The organism is Paraglaciecola algarum (assembly GCF_021532655.1).
GTDB lineage: Bacteria > Pseudomonadota > Gammaproteobacteria > Enterobacterales > Alteromonadaceae > Paraglaciecola > Paraglaciecola algarum.
On sequence record NZ_JAKGAS010000004.1, the window covers coordinates 106,140 to 126,757 of the forward strand.

Annotated in this window: 20 protein-coding genes; 7 read left to right on the forward strand and 13 right to left on the reverse strand. The window is 39.1% G+C overall.

The genetic code is table 11. The features are described from left to right. Together L0668_RS08775 and queE are read right to left on the reverse strand one after the other, a co-directional pair. Entirely contained in the window at positions 1-873 is an 873-nt protein-coding gene (locus L0668_RS08775) for a type 2 periplasmic-binding domain-containing protein (protein WP_235311850.1), read from the reverse strand. Positions 874-907: 34 nt separating this feature from the next. Beyond that, positions 908-1,582: a 7-carboxy-7-deazaguanine synthase QueE gene (gene queE / locus L0668_RS08780; protein WP_235311851.1), complete on the reverse strand. Its 675-nt coding sequence runs from the start codon at positions 1,580-1,582 to the stop codon at positions 908-910. 117 nt (positions 1,583-1,699) lie between these two features. Here queE and queC point away from each other — a divergent pair, with 117 nt between their 5' ends. Beyond that, positions 1,700-2,359, forward strand: coding sequence for a 7-cyano-7-deazaguanine synthase QueC (gene queC, locus L0668_RS08785; RefSeq protein WP_235311853.1), 660 nt, complete (start codon positions 1,700-1,702; stop codon positions 2,357-2,359). A 171-nt stretch (positions 2,360-2,530) separates the two neighbouring features. Here the strand turns inward: queC and L0668_RS08790 are convergent, their stop codons facing one another. From L0668_RS08790 to L0668_RS08805, 4 genes are all read right to left on the reverse strand, one after another. Continuing rightward, positions 2,531-2,980 (reverse strand): DUF192 domain-containing protein, encoded by a 450-nt coding sequence (locus L0668_RS08790; protein WP_235311855.1) that lies wholly within the window; start codon positions 2,978-2,980, stop codon positions 2,531-2,533. 19 nt (positions 2,981-2,999) lie between these two features. Beyond that, entirely contained in the window at positions 3,000-3,260 is a 261-nt protein-coding gene (locus L0668_RS08795; RefSeq protein WP_235311856.1) for a hypothetical protein, read from the reverse strand. Between the two features lie 12 nt (positions 3,261-3,272). Continuing rightward, positions 3,273-3,503, reverse strand: coding sequence for a hypothetical protein (locus tag L0668_RS08800; protein WP_235311859.1), 231 nt, complete (start codon positions 3,501-3,503; stop codon positions 3,273-3,275). A gap of 156 nt (positions 3,504-3,659) precedes the next feature. Next, positions 3,660-6,464: a bifunctional aconitate hydratase 2/2-methylisocitrate dehydratase gene (locus L0668_RS08805; RefSeq protein ID WP_235311860.1), complete on the reverse strand. Its 2,805-nt coding sequence runs from the start codon at positions 6,462-6,464 to the stop codon at positions 3,660-3,662. 129 nt (positions 6,465-6,593) lie between these two features. Here L0668_RS08805 and L0668_RS08810 point away from each other — a divergent pair, with 129 nt between their 5' ends. Continuing rightward, positions 6,594-7,148: an AAA family ATPase gene (locus tag L0668_RS08810; protein WP_235311861.1), complete on the forward strand. Its 555-nt coding sequence runs from the start codon at positions 6,594-6,596 to the stop codon at positions 7,146-7,148. Here L0668_RS08810 and L0668_RS08815 read toward each other — a convergent pair. The 5 genes from L0668_RS08815 to L0668_RS08835 all read right to left on the reverse strand — a co-directional run bounded on the left by L0668_RS08815 (position 7,140) and on the right by L0668_RS08835 (position 12,414). Beyond that, on the reverse strand, positions 7,140-8,072 hold the full coding sequence (locus L0668_RS08815; protein ID WP_235311862.1) for a WYL domain-containing protein: 933 nt from the start codon (positions 8,070-8,072) through the stop codon (positions 7,140-7,142). The two genes, L0668_RS08810 and L0668_RS08815, sit on opposite strands and share 9 nt — an antisense overlap. 105 nt (positions 8,073-8,177) lie before the next feature. Further along, positions 8,178-8,927 carry an RES family NAD+ phosphorylase gene (locus tag L0668_RS08820; protein ID WP_235311863.1) on the reverse strand — a complete coding sequence of 250 codons (750 nt, stop codon included), beginning with the start codon at positions 8,925-8,927 and terminating at the stop codon, positions 8,178-8,180. Positions 8,928-8,971: 44 nt separating this feature from the next. After that, positions 8,972-9,346, reverse strand: a complete 375-nt coding sequence (locus L0668_RS08825) for an MbcA/ParS/Xre antitoxin family protein (protein WP_235311864.1) — start codon at positions 9,344-9,346, stop codon at positions 8,972-8,974. A 215-nt stretch (positions 9,347-9,561) separates the two neighbouring features. Beyond that, positions 9,562-11,418 carry a DUF5060 domain-containing protein gene (locus L0668_RS08830; protein ID WP_235311865.1) on the reverse strand — a complete coding sequence of 619 codons (1,857 nt, stop codon included), beginning with the start codon at positions 11,416-11,418 and terminating at the stop codon, positions 9,562-9,564. A 63-nt stretch (positions 11,419-11,481) separates the two neighbouring features. Continuing rightward, a complete protein-coding gene (locus tag L0668_RS08835; protein ID WP_235311867.1) occupies positions 11,482-12,414 on the reverse strand; it encodes a family 16 glycosylhydrolase in 933 nt (310 codons plus the stop codon). A gap of 227 nt (positions 12,415-12,641) precedes the next feature. Between L0668_RS08835 and L0668_RS08840 the strand changes: the two genes are divergently transcribed. Further along, a complete protein-coding gene (locus L0668_RS08840) occupies positions 12,642-13,334 on the forward strand; it encodes a YceH family protein (RefSeq protein WP_235312311.1) in 693 nt (230 codons plus the stop codon). A gap of 428 nt (positions 13,335-13,762) precedes the next feature. Here the strand turns inward: L0668_RS08840 and gloA2 are convergent, their stop codons facing one another. Next, positions 13,763-14,155 carry an SMU1112c/YaeR family gloxylase I-like metalloprotein gene (gloA2, locus tag L0668_RS08845; protein WP_235311869.1) on the reverse strand — a complete coding sequence of 131 codons (393 nt, stop codon included), beginning with the start codon at positions 14,153-14,155 and terminating at the stop codon, positions 13,763-13,765. 283 nt (positions 14,156-14,438) lie between these two features. Between gloA2 and xseB the strand changes: the two genes are divergently transcribed. The 3 genes from xseB (at position 14,439) to dxs (ending at position 17,490) form a co-directional block, all read left to right on the forward strand. Then, on the forward strand, positions 14,439-14,681 hold the full coding sequence (gene xseB, locus L0668_RS08850; protein ID WP_235311871.1) for an exodeoxyribonuclease VII small subunit: 243 nt from the start codon (positions 14,439-14,441) through the stop codon (positions 14,679-14,681). Next, positions 14,681-15,565 (forward strand): (2E,6E)-farnesyl diphosphate synthase, encoded by an 885-nt coding sequence (gene ispA, locus L0668_RS08855; RefSeq protein ID WP_235311872.1) that lies wholly within the window; start codon positions 14,681-14,683, stop codon positions 15,563-15,565. The genes xseB and ispA overlap by 1 nt, the downstream gene beginning before the upstream one ends. A 62-nt stretch (positions 15,566-15,627) precedes the next feature. Next, positions 15,628-17,490, forward strand: coding sequence for a 1-deoxy-D-xylulose-5-phosphate synthase (dxs, locus tag L0668_RS08860; RefSeq protein ID WP_235311874.1), 1,863 nt, complete (start codon positions 15,628-15,630; stop codon positions 17,488-17,490). Positions 17,491-17,521: 31 nt separating this feature from the next. Here the strand turns inward: dxs and L0668_RS08865 are convergent, their stop codons facing one another. After that, positions 17,522-19,234, reverse strand: a complete 1,713-nt coding sequence (locus L0668_RS08865) for a sulfatase-like hydrolase/transferase (RefSeq protein WP_235311876.1) — start codon at positions 19,232-19,234, stop codon at positions 17,522-17,524. Between the two features lie 478 nt (positions 19,235-19,712). Here L0668_RS08865 and L0668_RS08870 point away from each other — a divergent pair, with 478 nt between their 5' ends. After that, a complete protein-coding gene (locus L0668_RS08870; RefSeq protein WP_235311878.1) occupies positions 19,713-20,600 on the forward strand; it encodes a DMT family transporter in 888 nt (295 codons plus the stop codon). Positions 20,601-20,618: the final 18 nt, after the last annotated feature.

Here is a 20,618-nt window from a genome sequence, read left to right on the forward strand (position 1 = left end):
CTAAAATCCCCCCGGATTAAACCACAGCTCTTTTCTATCGATAGGAGTGAGAGGAGGTAAAAAACTATTTTTCAGTTGATAAAACTTACGCTTTTTAAGCTTGGATTTTTCAATATAAGAGCGATAAGTTTGATTAAACAACTTATCAAACTGACCATTTTCTATGGCTTTTTCTAGGCCTGTATTAATCAAATGAGCTAAAGGTCTATTTTTATTATTTACAAAAAAATACATAGCAGCAGGATAGCGCAAGCCTAAGCTATCCTGTATGACGAGTTTGTTTTTAGTTTTTAACGACGCTAATTCATCCCATATTTCAAGTATAGAGCGCGGAAAAAAGTCCCCTTGGGCATTAGATAACATATTGGCTAAAGCACTATGATTAATATTGGTAACCACATCAAAACTATTGGCTTGTAGGATTTTAGTATCAGGCCAATCACTCCCTTGGATCGGGATTAACTTAAGTAAATGATCTAAATTTTGAATATATTTAAAACGCTCTGCCATATCTTCGCGGATGAGAAACATCCTCCAACCAATTAATCCTTTATAAATGGGGATACGAATAGGTAACAGGTCTTTTTCCCTTTGATTATCAGTCATACTCCAAACAACATTTATTTCTCGGTTGTCTTTTAAACGGCTTAAATTTTTACCTTGTGAATAGTATTTTTCGGACGGAGTTAATTGATAATTCACGCCTGTTTGCTCAAGAGCTAGCGCCAAAACTTTTAAAGGGTATTCTGTACTTTTGTCTTCATCTGAAATAGTTCTAGGATAGGTGATCTGCCAAGATGCTGACATCGCTTCTGCACAGGAAAAAATCAATATCAAGCCACTCATTAAGTAACAAATTAGTTTACCTTTCATACTCTGCTCCTTAATTCGTTAACCAGTTACTATTTTATTCAATACCAATAAACTTATGAGTTTGTAGTGATAATCGCCAATTACGCGCTATACAGGTCTTGATTGCAAGATCCGTGGCCCTTTTTTGTTGGCTAATGGGCTGCAAATAAATATTAGGCTTGGGTTTATCACCCAATAACGACAAGACTGAATCTAATTCATCAATGTGTTTTTGCATAGCAATAGGGTGTTTTATTTCATTGGCCCGGAGCATGGCACTTTTTAAAACCTGTTTACCACCTGGCATGTTTACCTTAGGTGATACAGTTACCCATGTATCTGGATGCGCTAAGATCTCATAGGTTCCACTGGTCTCAATTTGCACCGAATATCCCTTATCAAGTAACTCACTTGTAATCGGATTTAGATCATACAAACAAGGTTCACCACCTGTAATCACTATATGTTTGGCTACGTAGCCATTACTTTTAAACAAAGCTAACAACTGTTCGGTCGTGTGCTCAAACCAAGTCTTAGACTCCTGAGTTTCAGCCATCACCGATTCACTACTTTTTTCAAAAGCAGGATCAACCGTCCAAGTATGTTGAGTATCACACCAAGGACATCCCACTGGACAGCCTTGCAAACGCACAAAAATAGAAGGTAAACCTGTATAACTGCCCTCACCTTGCAACGACTCAAATACTTCATTAATTTTATAAGAACTCAAAAATACACCTTATTAATACATCCAAAAACGGATTCAAAATAGTTATCAAGATAGGAATTTTCCCTTAGATCACTTAACATTACCATTAAACAGCTTGATTATAGAGAAGCAAACTAAATGGCACAAAAGGTAGTAGTAATTTTTTCTGGTGGAATGGACTCGTTTACTGTTCTGAACTTAGCTGTTAAACAGGGTTACGAGATATTCGCCCTGTCTTTTGATTATGGGCAACGCCATAAAAAAGAATTAGATTACGCCAGTCGCGCCTGCCAAGAATTAGGTGTGCACCATAAAATCGTGGATATTTCTGCTATTAATCAACTAATTGGTGGATCGTCACTCACCTCTGACATAGATGTGGCTGAAGGCCACTATGCTGAAGAAAGCATGAAAACCACAGTGGTGCCCAATCGAAACATGATTTTGCTTTCAATGGCTGTAGGATACGCAGTCTCCCTTGAAGCCAATAAAGTTTATTACGGGGCTCACTCAGGTGATCACGCCATATATCCTGACTGTCGTCCAGAATTTGTACATAAAATGAATGACGTGTGCGCTATCGCCAATTATGAAGCTGTTGAAATAGTTACACCCTATTTAAACGTCAGTAAAATCGACATTTTAACCGCTGGCCTTAAAATGAACTTAGACTATGCAAAAACTTGGACTTGTTACAATGGCCGAGAAAAAGCCTGCGGAAAATGTGGCGCCTGCCAAGAACGTCTAGAAGCCTTTGAAAAGAATCAAGTAACTGACCCATTAGCGTATGAGAGTTAATCTTTAATTTTAAAAGATTAAGCATGCGCTGCGCGTAGTAAGATTCTGCTTCGCACATCAAGCATTAATGGACGACACTTTATGGCGTTGACCGTAGTGAATAGTCTCGGTGCGAGGCATAAAGTGAACGTAGTGAATACTTAATGTGCATAACACATAAAAAAGAGCTGGTTACTCCTTAACCGATACAGTATCCCCTACCCCAATACCATTTTTAGCAAACCAACCTTGGTTCATCTCCCATGCATAAAGTACATCACCAGCAGAACTAGTGGTTTTAAGTACTCTAGGCTGCATAGCTTCGATATTTACAATAAACCCATCGGCTCGGATAAAGGCTACATCTAATGGGATTAAGGTGTTTTTCATCCACATGTTCACTTGACGAGTATTTTGAAAGTTAAACAACATACCGCAGGTTTCACACATAAACTCTCGATGCATTAATCCCTGCGCTCGTTGTACATGGGTAACAGCATACTCTAGTGGGTAAGTCTGTTTGTTTACAATTACTTCGACCTTTGAAAACCTTACCTCAGGCTTGGTTTCAGCCGCCGCTGTAAAAACTAAAAGTGATAAAACAACAACTTTTAACACACCTAAAGAATTCTTAATATTCATTTACTACTCACACTTACGGTTAATTCTGGCAACTGCAACCTGCTGGTTCTGGTAACCTAACTTGGTAACCACCTTCTTTTTGTCTGTTTCCTTGTTGTTTGTTTGGTTTTTCCCACTCTTGATAACTTCCATTTTGACACTGATGTGCTAATGCACTGCATTGAATAGGATCATATCGATGTTCTATATGAGGTGGCATAGCCTGTACTTTGTATGGACCAGATTCCGGAGATGCGCAAGCAACCAGTCCACAAGTAACAACTAGCAAAATAAGTTTCATAATTTTATTTCCTTATAATTTTTTACAGGAGCAGCCCATTTCTTTTTCACTGGTTTCCCACTCTTGAAAATCTCCCTGTACACATTGCATACGTAATGTTCGACATTGAGAAGCACTATAACGAACTTGGGTGTCTGCACCGTCTGCAATAGCGGCTCCCACAAAATGTTGAGCTTGTTTAGTTGTACAACTCAGCAAAGTCATACTCAATAATGCCATACCTACCGCAATTAATCTTTTCATCAAATATCACTCATTTTATTTTACAAAGGCGTAATAGTTTCATTATCAGAGAGATAAATTACCCAAAAGTTCAAGGCTTGAATTTTAAATAAAAAAAGCCGAAATAGATTTCGCTATTTCGGCTTATCAAATTGACTAACTTATACTTAGATAAAACTAGCTAGGATCAGCAATTCTTACAGCTGCAGGCTCTGAGGTTAACGCATGCGTAGGTGGAGCAAAGTCCGTTAGGTTAATACCATCTACCGCAGCTTTGTATTCATCCATAGAAGGGAAACGACCCAACATAGTTGAAAGTACCACTAACGGTGTTGAACCTAATAATGATTCACCTTTTTTCTCAGCTGAATCGGCAACAACTCGGCCTTGGAACAAACGAGTTGATGTAGCAATTACTGTATCACCAGGTTCTGCTTTTTCTTGGTTACCCATACATAAGTTACAGCCTGGACGTTCTAAATACATGATGTTGTCGTATTTAGTACGGGCAGCATCTTTTGGATTAGCATCATCAAACTCAAAGCCTGAGTACTTCTTCAAGATATCCCAATCGCCTTCAGCTTTAAGCTCATCAACAATATTGTAAGTGGGTGGAGCCACAACTAATGGCGCTTTAAATTCAATTTTACCGTTTTGTTTTTCAATGTTACGGAACATTTGCGCGATAATTTGCATATCACCTTTGTGCACCATACAAGAACCCACAAAACCTAAATCAACTGGCTTATCAGCGTAATAAGATACAGGGCGGATTACGTCATGGGTATAACGCTTAGACACATCTTCGTTATTAACATCAGGATCAGCAATCATAGGCTGATCGATTTGATCTAAATCAATCACCACTTCTGCATAATATTTAGCATTGTTGTCTGGCGTTAACGCAGGTGTTGTACCTGACTTGATGCCTTCAATACGCTTGTTAGCAATATCGATTAAACCTTGCAAGGTTTTCGCTTGGTTTTCCATACCTTTATCGATCATGATTTGGATACGGCTCTTAGCGATTTCTAATGAACCAATTAAGGTCTCATCTTCAGAGATACAGATTGACGCTTTAGCTTTCATCTCTGCAGACCAATCGGTGAAGGTAAAAGCTTGGTCAGCTAACAAAGTACCAATATGCACTTCAATTACTCGGCCTTGGAACACGTTTTCGCCACCAAATTGCTTAAGCATTTGGGCTTGTGTTGCATGCACCACATCACGAAAATCCATGTAGTCTTTCATTTCACCTTTAAAGGTGACTTTTACTGACTCTGGAATTGGCATAGCCGCTTCACCTGTAGCCAGTGCTAATGCCACTGTGCCTGAGTCAGCACCAAAGGCGACACCTTTAGACATACGAGTATGAGAGTCACCACCTATGATAATCGCGCGATCATCCACTGTAATGTCATTCAATACCTTGTGAATAACGTCAGTCATGGCGTGATATTTACCTTTTGGATCACGAGCTGTGATTAAACCAAAGGCATTCATAAAACTCATAAGTTTAGGAATATTAGCTTTAGCTTTACTGTCCCATACAGAAGCAGTATGACAGCCTGATTGATAAGCACCATCAACTAATGGAGAAATAGTCGATGCCGCCATAGCTTCTAACTCTTGGCAGGTCATAGGGCCTGTGGTGTCTTGTGAACCCACAATATTGACTCTAACACGTACGTCAGATCCAGCATGTAAAGCACTTTTAGAGGTTACACCTACAGCATTATTATTAAAGATTTTTTCAACGGCAGTTAAACCTTGACCTGCAATTGAGGTTTCTTTCGCAAGGGCATATACCGCTGGTGCAGCAACGCCTAAAGCTTCAGCTGCGAAAGTTTGTAATTTTTTACCAAATACCACTGCATAAGAACCTCCGGCTTTCATAAACTCCATTTTTTGTGGAGTAAATGCTGATGAAACATCAACTAACTCTTTATCACCGTTATACAATTTTTTCTGTTTAGTGTTGATAGTCAACACTGTACCAGTGGCAACAGAATACGCTTCTTCTAATACTGCATCGCCATTTTCATCAACCACCGTTTTGCCATTAGCGTCAACTTTCTTAACCCAGTTTTTAAGATCAAGACCAATACCGCCGGTTACATCTACTGTTGTTAGGAAAATTGGAGATATACCATTTGTACCGGCAACAACCGGAGCGATGTTAATAAAGGGGACGTAAGGACTTGCTTGTTTACCGGCCCACAATGCCACGTTATTCACCCCTGACATGCGTGAAGAACCCACACCCATAGTACCTTTTTCAGCAATGAGCATTACTTTGGCTTTAGGATGTTTAGCTTGTAGCGCTTTAATTTCTTCCTGAGCTTCAGGAGTAATCATACATTTACCATGTAACTCACGGTCTGCACGAGAGTGAGCTTGATGACCCGGAGATAACAAATCTGTTGAGATGTCGCCTTCACCAGCAATATAAGTCACCACTTCAATTTCTTCAGCCACATCAGGTAACTTTGTGAAAAATTCAGCTTTTGCGTAACTTTCTAAAATATCTTTTGCTACAGCATTGCCTGCTTTATACGCCGCTTCAAGACGAGATGTATCAGCGTCATATAAAAATACTTGGGTTTTTAATACATCTGATGCTTGGGCACTTAATGTAGCGTCTTCACTTAATGCTAGGTCTAGTAACACTTCGATTGAAGCACCACCTTTCATATGAGAAAGTAATTCAAAGGCAAATTCTACAGAAATTTCTGCAACGACTTCTTGGCCTAAAATGATTTCTTTTAAAAATTTAGCTTTCACACCAGCAGCACTAGTGGTGCCTGGTAAAGTATTGTAAATAAAGAAGTTAAGTGAATCAGCACGGTGAGCGTGAGCTGTATCTTTAATTTGCTCAATGATCTCAGCTAATAAGTCAGCGCTATCGATTGGCTTAGGTGCCAATCCTAGATCTTTTTTACGACTTGCAATTTCTTCGATGTACTCTAAAAATAAACTCATATAAACCTCTTGGGCAATAGCTAATAACATTATAATTAGCAGGGTCAAATTTGCGCATAGTTTACCTGATTTTTAGATGATTATTCATCATTTAAAGTAATTACCATTATTTATTTGAGTTATATACCCATGAAAATTTACCGACAAACATTTAGTGAGTACCAGCAAGCTTATATAAAACCTTTGCATCTTTTAACTAAACCCGCGGATGTGAAATACGACTTATCTTTAAAAGATGAAGCACACAGTCAATTGGAAGATGTTATAGCGAAAAGTAGAAAACAGCTAACTACTCAAATGGTACTGAGTAATTTTTCACAAAGTGATATTGGATTAGTGCTTAACTATATAGCGCGAGAGCTCAAACACGAAAAGTTTGAGCCCACAATATGTGTTATCGATTGTGCTGCTTTTGTCGAGCAGTACATAGGTGAAACTGAAAAAAACTTAGCAAAATTAGTCGCACAAGCCGCAACAAATAACTGGATATTATTTTTCGACGAAGCTGATGCTTTATTTGGCAAACGCACTGATATAAAAGATACCCACGACAGATACGCCAATCAAGAAGTCAGTTACCTACTGGATAGATTGTCAAGGCATAACCTATTATGCATACTCGAGATTAGCCAAAAAACCAACTTAGAACGCACCAAGCGACTAGGTGTACCAATTTTAAGTTAATAACAAACCAGCACTATCAATTTGTTCAAGCACACTGTGATTAGCTAAAGCCAACTGACAGCCGTGAGCTAAAGCCGAGTGAAAACCTTGACTATTCACCTTATGCCCAGCTGAACAATCAACCTGCCATTGACGTAAAACATAAGCTGCAACAGCCGCTCTTAACTGTAAAACCAATTTACCATCTTGCATGGCATAATCCATTTCAATGGCTTTGGGCTGTTTAATACTGGGGTGTGGGATCAATACCAATTCAACGATTTGTTGCCACTGTTGGTCATAATGTGCGCCTTCGTGAGCGTGTATTTCTTCAGGCATTACTTCAACATGCGTAAACCTTGTACACACAAAATCTCTAAAGCTATTATTTTTGCGATCATAGGCTCGCACATGCCAACGATGGCCATTATTCACAATAGAATGAGGCACTAAAGCCCGTACAGACTCACCTGACGATACAGACACATAACCACATATAATAGCTTTCTTGTTATGAATAGCACGCATGATCCCAGCAATAATGGCTGGCTCAGGGTGAATTAATCGCACCGCATCAAAACATTGTTCCGATGGTTGTACACCTGTAGAAATACCATTGCCAAAACCGCGACTTAACGAGGTTAAGATCACTTCTGGATCATGGTTAAACACAGGGTGAAAACTATCCGTTCTGTGATAACTCTTGGTTTGATGTTTTAAGATTAAGTTGTCTGGGGCGATCTCCTTATAAGCACTAAAATCGCGAGTACTTGCTGCTAAGCCAGTTTTAAACCTTTGGATCAAATCAGTACGGGCAACATGTCCAAAGTACTGCAAACTAAAATCGATAAAAGCTAAACGATCTTTTTGTGCGTGGGTTAGCTCAGACAAAGCTTGGGTTATTATTGATTGATTAGTCGGATGAACAGAGGATTGTACAGACATTTAGATAAACTCATAATGATTCGATGCAAAAAGATTAAACCAGTTTAAACACCAATACAATCATTTTGATTAGATCTTTTCAAATAAAATCCTAATTGCTATTTTCTAAGCTGGTATAGGTAACTCTCCGTCGCATAAAAAATCTTCTCGGTAAAATGTAACCGGAGAAGTATTCCCAACAGAGGTAAAACTGACTTTGTCTACTTGAGTTAAACACAGCCAATTTTGGCACTGCTCTGGCTCGGTAGATACAAGTGCAATAGGTTGGGCAATGGCCACGTTAACTGCTCCTAGAATTCGCGCCGAGTGATACCGAATAACCTGTATGCCTTGGTCATCCACCAGCCAATGTCCGGCCTTTTGGCAATAATCATAATTATTTACACTGGTCAGCCTTTCTTTGAGTGGCTCAAAGTTAGTTAAAGTAAGGTCAGCGCACTCTTGAGTAGCAACTTCTACCCTGAACGACATATGTTGTGAACGAATGGCCTGCGTATAAGGAATTTGCATATGCTGCAAAAACACAAACCGGTAATAAGCCACTTCACCTAAGGTGCCATGCAAACCTTCTCCAGCATAAAAAAAACTTGGTAAGGTACGCGTGCCAAAACGAGAGCCATATTTTAAAGGAGGATAACGAAAAGGGGTTTTGAGTAAATAATGCATATGCTCGGTACCGGGACGATACTGAGGTTTAACTTCATCTAACATTTGTTCTAACACAAACTGCTCATCAAGATCATCCACTAAACTAGTAGTTGCAGCTATCTCTTGGGTTTCAATCAAACGGTTAATGTGTTTTTTGTAAGTAACAGGGCACGAGCTTTGTACATATTCTTGTTTAAAATTAGTCAAGCTAGCATCCATCCATGATTAGTATTAAGACTAAAAACCAAAAGCTAAATTTTTCCGCGCATGGCATCTAGGTATTCATTAACTTGAATTAGCCCAATTACAGAATGTACTAACTCAGAGGGCTTGCCACCCAAGGCACTATTAGGACTAGTAAACCAATGACGCATAAAACTTTTATCCCCACCAGAGATCGCAAACAACGAACGATATAATCGAATAAAATGCAAACATAGCTCAGCCGATTTAGAGTCAGGTGAGATCCCTGTGTTTTCTTTACGAGACAAGGTAGCCCTATTCAAACCAATGATTTTACAAGACACGGTTTTACTGACACTCAACTCAGCACAAGCGTTATTAAATGCTTTTAATAAAACAGTGCCTTTATTTGGCTGAATAGTCGATTTAGCTAACGCACTCATTGACCACCTCATTATTGAATCATGTAAATTTCACTATCAACTCAATAATAACCAACAATGATACATTTGTCACTAAAACACATCAATAGTTACAATTATCACAACAATAAACATACCTAGTATCATCCATAAAAAACCCGCTAAACACATTAACTTTAGCGGGTTTGATAATGAAATGGCTAACGAAAAAATACCATTTTAGGATATAAGAATTGTCATTTACGTTTTACCAATACTACCCAATCTTGGTTTTTGTCAGATGGTGGCGCGCCTAAATCGTGACGCTCATACTTTTTATAACTGGTACGATTTTGCGTTACCGTGACTTTTTTAACCGTACCTGTTTGTAATTCTCCACCTAATCTTGGGTTGTACCACTGCACTGAATAATCCGCTTTGCCGAAATAAATATTCAATTTAGCTTCTTTTGAGGCGTCTTTTACAAACACTATGTAAAACTGGCCTTCTTCACCTAATACCCAGTGGCCATTTGACAAGTTATCTAGGTTTTTGCCTTTATGATATGGCACGCCTGCTATTTTGAAAAAATCTAAAGCATATTTAGCTTGATCCCAAAACAAATCACGAGAGCGCCAATCTTGAGCAGTTAAATCTGAATGAGGGTGTGCATAGCCAAAATACCATTCTGTGCCCCAAGCGCCTGCGGTAAGTGCTCCCCATAAACCATTTTTTCGGGCGTTATCATGTTTAGGATCAACACTATCCGGTACCAAACTATTTTGGGCATCACCTGGTTCATCAACAGATACCGCAAAAGGTCTACCATTAATTAAAGGCCATTCACGTAAACGTTTTACCGCACCATGTACTTGACTAAAGTCTTTGCGGCTGGTTTGCACCGAAGCGCCAGTGTAATAACTGTCGTTGCCAGTTAAATCACTGTAGTCATTGCCATTATGGATCACCACATGATGATTATAAGGGTCATTATTATGGAAGTACTTAGCCATTGCTAAACGTTGAATGGTCGATTGAGGCATAGATTTATGATTAGGTACCCATTCACCATTTTCTTCACCCATATTCCAATTTAAAGCTAAGTGATGGCCAAAACGCGCAATTAATTCACGGTAATACAATTGACGTTGCAAGCCTAATCCGCCGTTATCTAACAAACCTTGGTTTTCTACCTCAGCGGTTTTGAAGTGTAAGAATAGGCCCTTTTTCTGGGCGTGAGTAAACACAATATTCCACTGAGCTAACTTAGATATGTCCATACGATCTAAGGTATCGTAATCTACATAAGGGAATACATTTTGATCATCACCAATAATGTTTAAGGTCAAAAAAGAAATGGAGTTCATGCCTTTTTCAGATAAATAATTTAATGCACCAATTAACGCCTTACCTTTACCTTTTTGCCAGGTAGGATCGCCTTTATTCCAGTCTTTTTCATGAGCTTGCCAAGTTTTGACTAACTCATCTTTATGCCCATCGTTATGAAAAGTCCCATCAAAATCAACATAAGAAAGCAAATTTTCAGGGGCATCAGGACCCGCTTTTATAAAATATTCACCGGTTTGGGCAAAACGTAAATAAGGTTGATTGATATATTCTAAACGTCCACGCTGACGAAAATCTGGATACGACTTATCCGTGGCTTTTATCTCAAAACTGCCGGTTTGATTATCCATAAAGCCAGCTGCCGCCCCAGTTAAGTCCTTGTTAGATACCGCAACAAATCTGCCTTTTCTAAAGGTGGCTCGCCAGTCCCATGTACCTAGTTCATCAGCTGAAAAATTCACCCGCCATTTATTTCCAGCTGTTGCTCCGGTATTGGCAGCGTCACCGTCGGCAGCAAAATACCCGGGCACAGTGTAACTTTTACCAGAAGTTTTATGCGTAAATTCTACGTTCAGCCTATAGTTTACAAAAGGGTTATATTCAGCGTCTTCTGGCGTCTCGGGGCCATCAAAAGTCAGAGAAATTGCATGCCACTTTTGCAGTTCGCCTGTCAGCTGAATCTTGGTATCAGCTAATACATTACTAGTCGCAGTAACCAGTAAAAATAAGCTGAGGGATTTTATTATTCTTTGCTTAATATCATTCATTTCAATGTCCTCAAATTAGCTTTGAAAAAAAGCTTTGCAAAAAAAACTTTAAAAATTAACTTTCTAGTTCGATGAAACTGGACGGTATGCCCTTGTCCAATCTACATACATTTTGTTTTTACTCGGGTCATCTAGCTGCTCTAAACTAGGTGTAATACCTTTCTTGGCACGCCAAACGTGGTCTTCCATATCAAAAATAATCCGCAATGGCCTATCAAAAAAATGCCCATCAGGATCGGTCAAATCAGTTTCAGTGGATAACACTCGAACAAGTTTTCCATCAAGATAAAACTCCATGTGTTTAGGGCTTTTCCAATAAAAACCAAATCGATGAAAGTCTTTATTTAACAGCGCTTTGTCTGGAGTTTGATAATGTTTGGCTTTATGCCCATAATCTTCTAAATAGTCATTTGTGCCTGGATCTCGCTTAAATATATGGTAATTGGTCGACATTTGTTTAGCGTTGTAATCTGTGTCGCCATAGGTTTCAGTGACATCGATTTCGTATTTATCATCATCACTTAACATCCAAAAATTACTGGCCAATGCCAAGCTAGATATTTTCATACTCGCTTCTACAAAGATTGGATATTCAATATTCCTTTTAGCGGTAACAAAACCAGTGTAAATCGTTTTTTTAGATTTAAAACCACCATAATCTGCCGGCTTACCCTGTTGAGGCTCAGGCACTGCACTCGCCGATAACACTAACAAGCCATTTTCTAATGCACTGTGCTGCGCACTAAAATAAGTGGCACCTGGCCCTTTCCACCCGCGAATATGATTGTCATGCCATTTGTCATAAAACTCTGCGGTTTTGCCAACATAGTTAAAGTTATCACTAACCTCGTCAATTAATTCCCATTTAGCTGTAGAATTAATATTTTCAGGTAAGGATACATCTTGCCAACCTAACCCATTTGTATGATTTATACCGGAGTAAGAACAACTAGATAAAATCCATAAAGCACCCAAACACATACCAAAACGCCACATAAATTCACTTATCCAACCCAAAAATTAAACATTGTTAACAATAATACGCTCATTCCCAACCAAAAATCAATCATATACAAACTGCAAAATGTATATTTAAACCAAATAGTATGATTAATTAAGATGCATTTTACTGACAATATAAAAAACCTAATTAAAGGCAATGAAGTTTAGAGAGATCAGTATTACTATTTAAAAGGTAAAACCTAGAATGTAAGGAAATCATTATCTTAATCCAACTTACCCCAGAACAAGCTCGTGTGATAGGTGTATTACTTGAAAAAGAAATCACCACGCCAGACCAATATCCTCTCTCTTTAAATAGCTTAACCTTAGGCTGCAACCAAAAAAGTAACCGAGATCCTGTTGTTAGTTTTACTGAATCAGAGGTACAAACTATTTTAGATGAGCTAACCGACAAAAAACTGATACTTGAATACACAGGCGTGGGAAGTCGCGTAGTTAAGTACAAACATAGATTCTGTAATACTGAATTCAGTGACTTAAAGTTTAATCGCCAACAACTCGCCATTATCTGTGTAATGTTACTCAGAGGTCCGCAAACACCCGGCGAGTTAAGAACCCGTACTAACCGTTTAGCTGAGTTTGCTAACGTTGAAGCGGTTGAGCAAGCTCTGCAGCAATTGACCAAGCTAAACGATGAGTGTTTGGTGGTGAAACTAGAAAGAGAACCAGGTAAACGAGACTCACGTTATGCTCACTTGTTTAGTGGTGAAGTAGAAGTTGCCGCAGCTAGTGCCCAAACTTTTTCACCAAGTCTCAATCAACCAGCGGCCTCAGCTGAAAGCTCATTAGATAGTGACGCTATGAGTCGCATCTCTGCACTAGAACAACAAGTGGCAGACTTAACCAGTCAGTTAGCAGAACTTAAAGAAATAGTAGATATATTGTCTGAGTAATGTAAAAGCAACGCTCTTTAAGAACGGCAATAAGTCGCTCCCAGCTATAGATTGGCTTGTCAGATGTCCATACCTGGCCATCTGACAAGCCAATTATTCAATGGGGAATTTATAATCGTAAGAAAATCAAACCCATGGCTTCGACACTAAGGATCTTATTTCGTATTTTTATTAAACAGAAATGTAGTCTGCTTATAAACCAATTTAAAAACCACTAGATAAACTGCAATTTGAATAAATGCATACACAGGGTTATATGCATCTTCACCAAAAACATTGTAGTTAAATACCGAAAAGAGAAACATAGAGATAAAACATGTAACAACAATAGCCACAGCAAAATGTAAAAATTGAATTCCCTTTTTCATCATACTGCCCTAATTTTATTGACAAGCTAGGCGTTTAGTCGATTAACAAGGCCAACTCTTTTAACCATCAGCTTGTTCATACAGCTCCAGAGGAAGACCATCAGGATCCTGAAAAAAGGTGAATTTTTTATTTGTATATTCATCAACTCTGATGGGTTCTACATCAATACCTTTTGACAAAAGATAATCCTTTACTGATTCAACAGACTCCACAACAAATGCCAAATGCCTTAACCCTAAAGCTTCTGGAAAACTTGGTCTTGCTGGCGAATTAGGGAAAGAGAACAATTCAATTTGACCGCCATAAGGTAATTTCAAATCGAGTTTAAAAGAATCACGCTCTTGTCGATAATTCTCAGCAATCACTTCTAACCCAAGAATTGAAGTATAAAAATCCTTAGATTTTTTATAATCTGAACAAATAATGGCTGCATGATGAATAGATTTTAGCAAACTAGTGATCCTTGTGGTCTTTAAAGCTTTTATCAATCAGACCTAAAGTTAATTCAACATTTCCCCATATTTTAGGTATCTATACCATACCATTCGGCTTTTATTCAGTAGTTAGCTTTTAGTTCTTTATTGTTGAATATTAACTAGGATAAACAGGCGTTATTCAAACAAGAGCTTTAAGACCCAAGTTGACACAAATAAGTAACAGAATGTTATTAATTATTTGACCGATTTTTTCAGCTCAGGTATGGTGCCTGCCAACTGGTAACAGGCTAAAATTGATATGACAAGTAGAAAAAAAGCAGAATCCTTAACTTTTGAACAATCAATGCAAGAGTTAGAAGAGTTAGTCACCAAAATGGAACAAGGGGAACTCCCATTAGAAGACGCACTTAAGAGTTTTGAGCGAGGCATTCAATTGGCTCGACATAGTCAAAAACAGTTAAAAGACGCCGAACAAAAAGTGCAAATATTGACCAGTCAAAATGGTCAACAAACTTTGGATGTATTTGAGTCAAATAACTAGTGAATTTAGTCCAATACCAGCAAGCCATAAAAAATAGAGTTGATTCAAATTTAACCCAGCAAATCAACTCTTTGCCTGATCACGCAGAATCATTAAAACAAGCCATGTTGTACGCTTTATTGATAGGCGGTAAAAGAATGCGCCCATTTTTAGTCTATGCCGCAGGTGAAATGTTAGGCGTTTCTGCTGAAGACTTAAATGGTCCTGCTATGGCAATTGAAGCTATTCATGCCTATTCACTTATTCATGATGATTTACCTGCTATGGATGATGACGAGTTACGGCGAGGACACCCCACTTGTCATATTAAGTTTGATGAAGCAACCGCCATTTTAGCCGGCGATGCATTACAAACCTTAGCCTTTGAAATTTTATGTGATTATTCAATGAGTCAAGAAAACAAACGAATTGAGTTAGTCAAAATTCTTAGTAAAGCTTCTGGTTTTCATGGCATGTGTGGCGGTCAAGCGATGGATCTTGCTGCAACGGATAAACAAATCAGTCAGCAGCAACTAGAGTCTCTTCACAGTAAAAAAACTGGCGCGTTATTAATCGCTTGTGTTGAAATGGCGATTGCCTTGGCAGCTGACATCTCGGAGCAAAACAAACAATATTTGTTAAAGTTTGCCCAAACTATTGGTTTAGCGTTTCAAGTCCAAGACGATATATTAGATGTGACTAGCGATTCAAAAACCTTAGGTAAACCACAAGGTTCAGACCAAGAACAAAACAAAAGCACTTACCCGGCTATGTTAGGATTAGCCGAGGCACAAACTTATCTTGAAGAACTTCATCAACAAGCACTTCAAGCTTTGCGCGCTTTGCCTTACAATACCCAGATATTGCAATCTTTTACCGATTTTGTGATCCACCGTACTTACTAGATCAGTTGAATCTGGGCTTGGGTGCAACCGAATAAATTAATAATGAATTTAGAAACAATTTAATGACCCTAGATATTGCCCATTATCCCACTCTAGCTTTGGCCGACACCCCAGAACAATTAAGAGAACTGCCTAAAGAAAAGTTGCAACAACTGGCAACTGAATTACGTCAATACTTGTTGACCAGTGTGAGTAAAAGTAGTGGTCATTTTGCTTCAGGTTTAGGCACAGTCGAGCTAACTGTTGCCTTGCATTACGTTTATAACACACCTTTTGACCGCTTATTATGGGACGTTGGGCACCAAGCTTATCCCCATAAAATACTCACAGGTAGACGTGAGCGCATGCAAAGTATTCGTCAAAAAGGTGGTTTACATCCCTTCCCTTGGCCGAAAGAAAGTGAATTTGATACCTTTGCTGTAGGTCATTCATCTACCTCAATTAGTGCTGCCTTAGGTATGGCAGTTGCGGCTGAAAAAGAAGCTTTAGGCCGTAAGGTGGTTGCGGTAATTGGTGATGGTGCTATGACCGCAGGCATGGCATTTGAAGCCCTTAATCACGGCGGCGATATTAGCAAAGACATGTTAGTCATTTTAAATGACAATGAAATGTCTATTTCAGAAAATGTGGGCGCACTCAACAGCCATCTTGCGCGTTTATTGACTGGCAACTTTTTCAACTCAATTCGAGACGGCAGCAAAAAATTACTCAGTAACGTGCCTCCCATTAAAGAATTTGCCAGCCGCGCTGAAGAACACATAAAAGGCATGGTAGTACCAGGTACTATATTTGAAGAATTAGGCTTTAAGTACATAGGCCCAATTGACGGTCATGATGTAAATGGTGTGGTGGATACCCTGCGAAATATGCGCAATATTAAGGGTCCACAAATTCTTCACGTTGTCACCAAGAAAGGCAAAGGTTACGAGTCGGCAGAACAAGATCCAATCAAGTTTCATGCTGTGCCTAAGTTTAATCCCGCAGACCAAAGTTTACCTAAAGCTCCGCCTAGCAACCCCACCTTTTCTGCTGTATTTGGCGAGTGGTTGTGTAACATGGCTAAACAAGATCCCAAATTAATGGCTATTACGCCAGCTATGCGAGAAGGCTCAGGTATGGTGAAGTTTTCACAGCAGTTTCCAGAGCAATATTTTGATGTGGCGATTGCCGAACAACATGCTGTGACTTTTGCCGCAGGGCTTGCCAAAGAAGGCTTAAATACGGTAGTGGCTATTTATTCAACTTTCTTACAACGTGCATACGATCAATTAATACATGATGTCGCCTTACAAGAACTGCCAGTTTTGTTTGCTATAGACAGAGCGGGATTAGTCGGAGCAGACGGCCCCACTCACCAAGGTGCATTTGATATTCCATTTTTACGCTGTATACCTAATATGGTGATTATGGCACCAGCAGATGAAAATGAATGTCGTCAAATGTTGTACACAGGCCACAAGCTAAACAAACCGGCAGCTGTGCGTTATCCAAGAGGCTCTGCTACTGGTGTCACACCCACCGCCGAGATGTCAGAATTAACCATAGGTAAAAGCCGTTCTATCAGACAAGGTAAAAAAGTCGCCATCTTAAATTTTGGTATTTTACTACCTTATGCACAACAAGCAGCCGAAGAGTTAGACGCAACAGTTATTGATATGCGTTTTGTTAAACCGCTAGATACGCAAATTATTGATAGTCTGGCAGCAGACCATGAGTTATTTGTCAGTATTGAAGATGGGGCAATTATGGGTGGTGCAGGAAGTGCGGTCGCCGAATATTTAATGTCTTCTAAACACACCAGTAAACTCATCCAGTTAGGCCTACCAGACGAGTTTATTATGCAGGGTACTCAACAAGAAATGTATGCCGAATTAGGTTTAGATGCCGCCGGGATCTCAGCTAAGATATCTGCGTTTTATAACTAGTTTCTTAAAATAATAAAGATCCAAGATCCTGCTAAAAAGGATCTTGAGGTTTAATTTTAATGATGTCAGCGTAATCAACTATTTGATTCTTTTGTTTCCATTCTTGACTCAATTTATCTAGTTTTTTCACCAGCTCTGGCTTTTTTTTAGCCAAATTGTTAGTTTCGCCTGGATCATTGAATAAATCGTATAATTCATAGTTTATGCCTGGTTTAGCTAAGGTTTGTAAATACCAACCTGGCTCACTTAACAGTTTCCAGCGGCCCTGATAAATCACACTTTGCTGGCCTTTGTCATTAAAAAATAGAGTTTCTGGGGGCTGAATTTTGTCACCCTTTAGCGAAGCTAACACACTACGACCATCTAAAGGTTTAGGGCTACTTTCTCTAAAAAACGTGGGGAACTGAGTCTTGGTGACTTCTAACAAGGTAGGCATCCAATCTCCCACCCAAATAACATCATCATTAATAGTATTTTCTTTAATCACACCAGGCCAAGTAGCAATAGCATGGGCTCTGGCACCACCTTCCCATAACAAGGCTTTTACACCTTTGAAAGGCACATTCATTAAATCGCCAATGTGAGACGCCGCGCCATTATCTGACATATATACAATTAGCGTATTCTCATACTCACCAGTTTGTTTCAGGCTAGCGATGAGTTTTCCAACATTCTCATCTAGTTTTTCCATCATGGCAGCGTGTACGGCAGACTGTAAACGAAATGCTTGTACTTTTTCGTCAGATGCGTTTTTCCACAAGTGGTTCTTGATATCTGTATTGGCTTGCTGGGGAAACAAACCTTGTTCAATACTATGTTTATGTCGCTCATCAGCAATTTGCTGTAGGTTTTGATAACGTTTTAAATATTTTTGCACTAACTCTTCAGGCGCTTGTAAAGGTTTGTGAGGTGCTCGATATGCCATATACATGAAGAAAGGCTGTGACTTTTTAGTCGCTTGTTGGATCATATCAACAGCTCTGTCTGTCATACCATCAGTGGCATAAAAGGCTTTACCTTGTTTGCCGTGATTAGCTGCGTAGTGCTTTTTCTCGAATTCACTTTTTGCATAAGCATGCATATTGTAATGATAATCATATTTCAGCGTAGCTTTTTGATTTCCTTCATAATAAAGGTGCCTATCAGTTGGGGTATAAAACAAGTTTCCTTGGGCTCCGTGAAACACAAAACTTTGTTGAAACCCGCGCTGTGGCGGCAGGGCTAAATAGTCTGCCTGCATTTCTTCAGGCGTTAATTGCATACTAGGTGGGTGCGTACTGCGCCATTGTTCGATAAGACTTTGTGGGCCATCTTTAACGTAACTCCCACCAAGGTGCCACTTACCTACCATCATAGTTTGATAACCATTATCAGCCAACAATTCAGAGATCAGAGGTTGTTCATACGGTAATCTGCCTCGATGCGCCTTAAAAGGTAATTCACGCACCCAATCTCCTACTACGCCTCCACCAAAACCAACATGTGCAGCATCAACACCAGTTAACAAAGATGCCCTGGTAGGACTGCATCGCGCGTTGCTGTAAAAAGAACTAAAGCGCATGCCTTGTTTGGCCATTTGATCTAAGTTTGGTGTGTCAATTTCACCACCAAAACTACCTAGATCTGTATAACCCGCATCATCAGATAATATAAAAATAATATTTGGACGTTTATCCTTTGCTTGAACCATAAAACAGCATAAACAAGCGATGAGTGTAAAAAGAGTAAAGTTGAAGTTTTTCATTCTTAGATCCGCACAACAAATGTCAACAATTAACAATGTTGACGTGAGTATATCTAAATATATCCATAAAGTCAGACGATAATTTTAGAGTAGTTTTGTAATTGACTTATTTGGTTATTGCCGTAATCTACCTACTCATTAGTAAAATATATGAGCTTGGTAAAACACATGAACCAGCAGGCTCCAACTCTAAAAAAGTTAAATTAATAAAATGATACTAAATAAACCACATCAAATTTCGAAACCCATGTTAAGTCTGGCAGTTATCGTCCGCTGGCCTGCACCGGTTTGTATGGCGAAAAACGCTGTGGTTTGATGTAGTAAATAATAAATATCTCAAAAAGCCGCAGCATTCAGTCTGCGGCTTTTATCTTTCTGTCCTTCCCCAATAAATAAGAATTGATAAAAACGAGACTAAATTGCTTAGCTTATGGAAAGTTTTAGCCTAAGTTTTTAAACAAAAAGAAGGAGTTACATCATGAAAGTCGCGATTGCCTACCTAACCGTTGTTCTGGTTTGGTCAACTACCCCACTAGGATTGGCTTGGAGTAGTGAGTCTGTTCATCCGAGTATGGCCGGGTTTCTTAGAATGGCAATAGCACTAGTCTTGGGCTCAGTTTTATTACGATTTTGGCGAATTAAACTACCGCTAGATGGTCAAGCTTTTAAACTATACGCCTATTCATCTATTGGTCTATTTGGCGGTATGTTTGCCTCATACTTAGCCGCAGCTTATATCTCTACAGGCATGATGTCATTGGCATTTGGCATGTCGCCCATAGTCACAGGTGTATTAGCCTATAAGTTATTAGACGAGCCTAAAATGGGTATTCGAAAATGGCTCGCTATTAGTATTTCTGTAATAGGTATGTGCATAGTATTTTCAGACAAGGTAAATGTGGCAGATAATGCTTGGATAGGCATGTTGCTAATAGCTTTCGGCGTAGTGAGTTTTAGTTTCAGCGCAGTGCTCATTAAAACGGTTAGGATCCAGATCCATCCAGCGGCCACTATGGTGGGGTCTATGCTTATCGCCACACCTTTATACCTAATGACATGGTTAATTATGGATGGCACCTTACCTACAGAAACATGGAGTGTTAAGTCTTTGATGTCCATAGTGTATTTGGGTGTGTTTGGTTCACTGATAGGGTTTATTTGCTACTTCTATGTGTTGCAAAAACTCACTACCAGCTCAGTGTCATTAATTACCATGATGACACCAGTTTTCGCCATTCTATTAGGCAACGGGTTAAACAACGAAGCCATTACATTAAATGTAGTCATAGGTGCCAGCGCCATTATCTTTGGATTGGCTTTGTATCAACAACGTATTCGAAAACCAAAAGTGGTGTTGCAAAATTAAGCTTTAGTTTTTTAACCC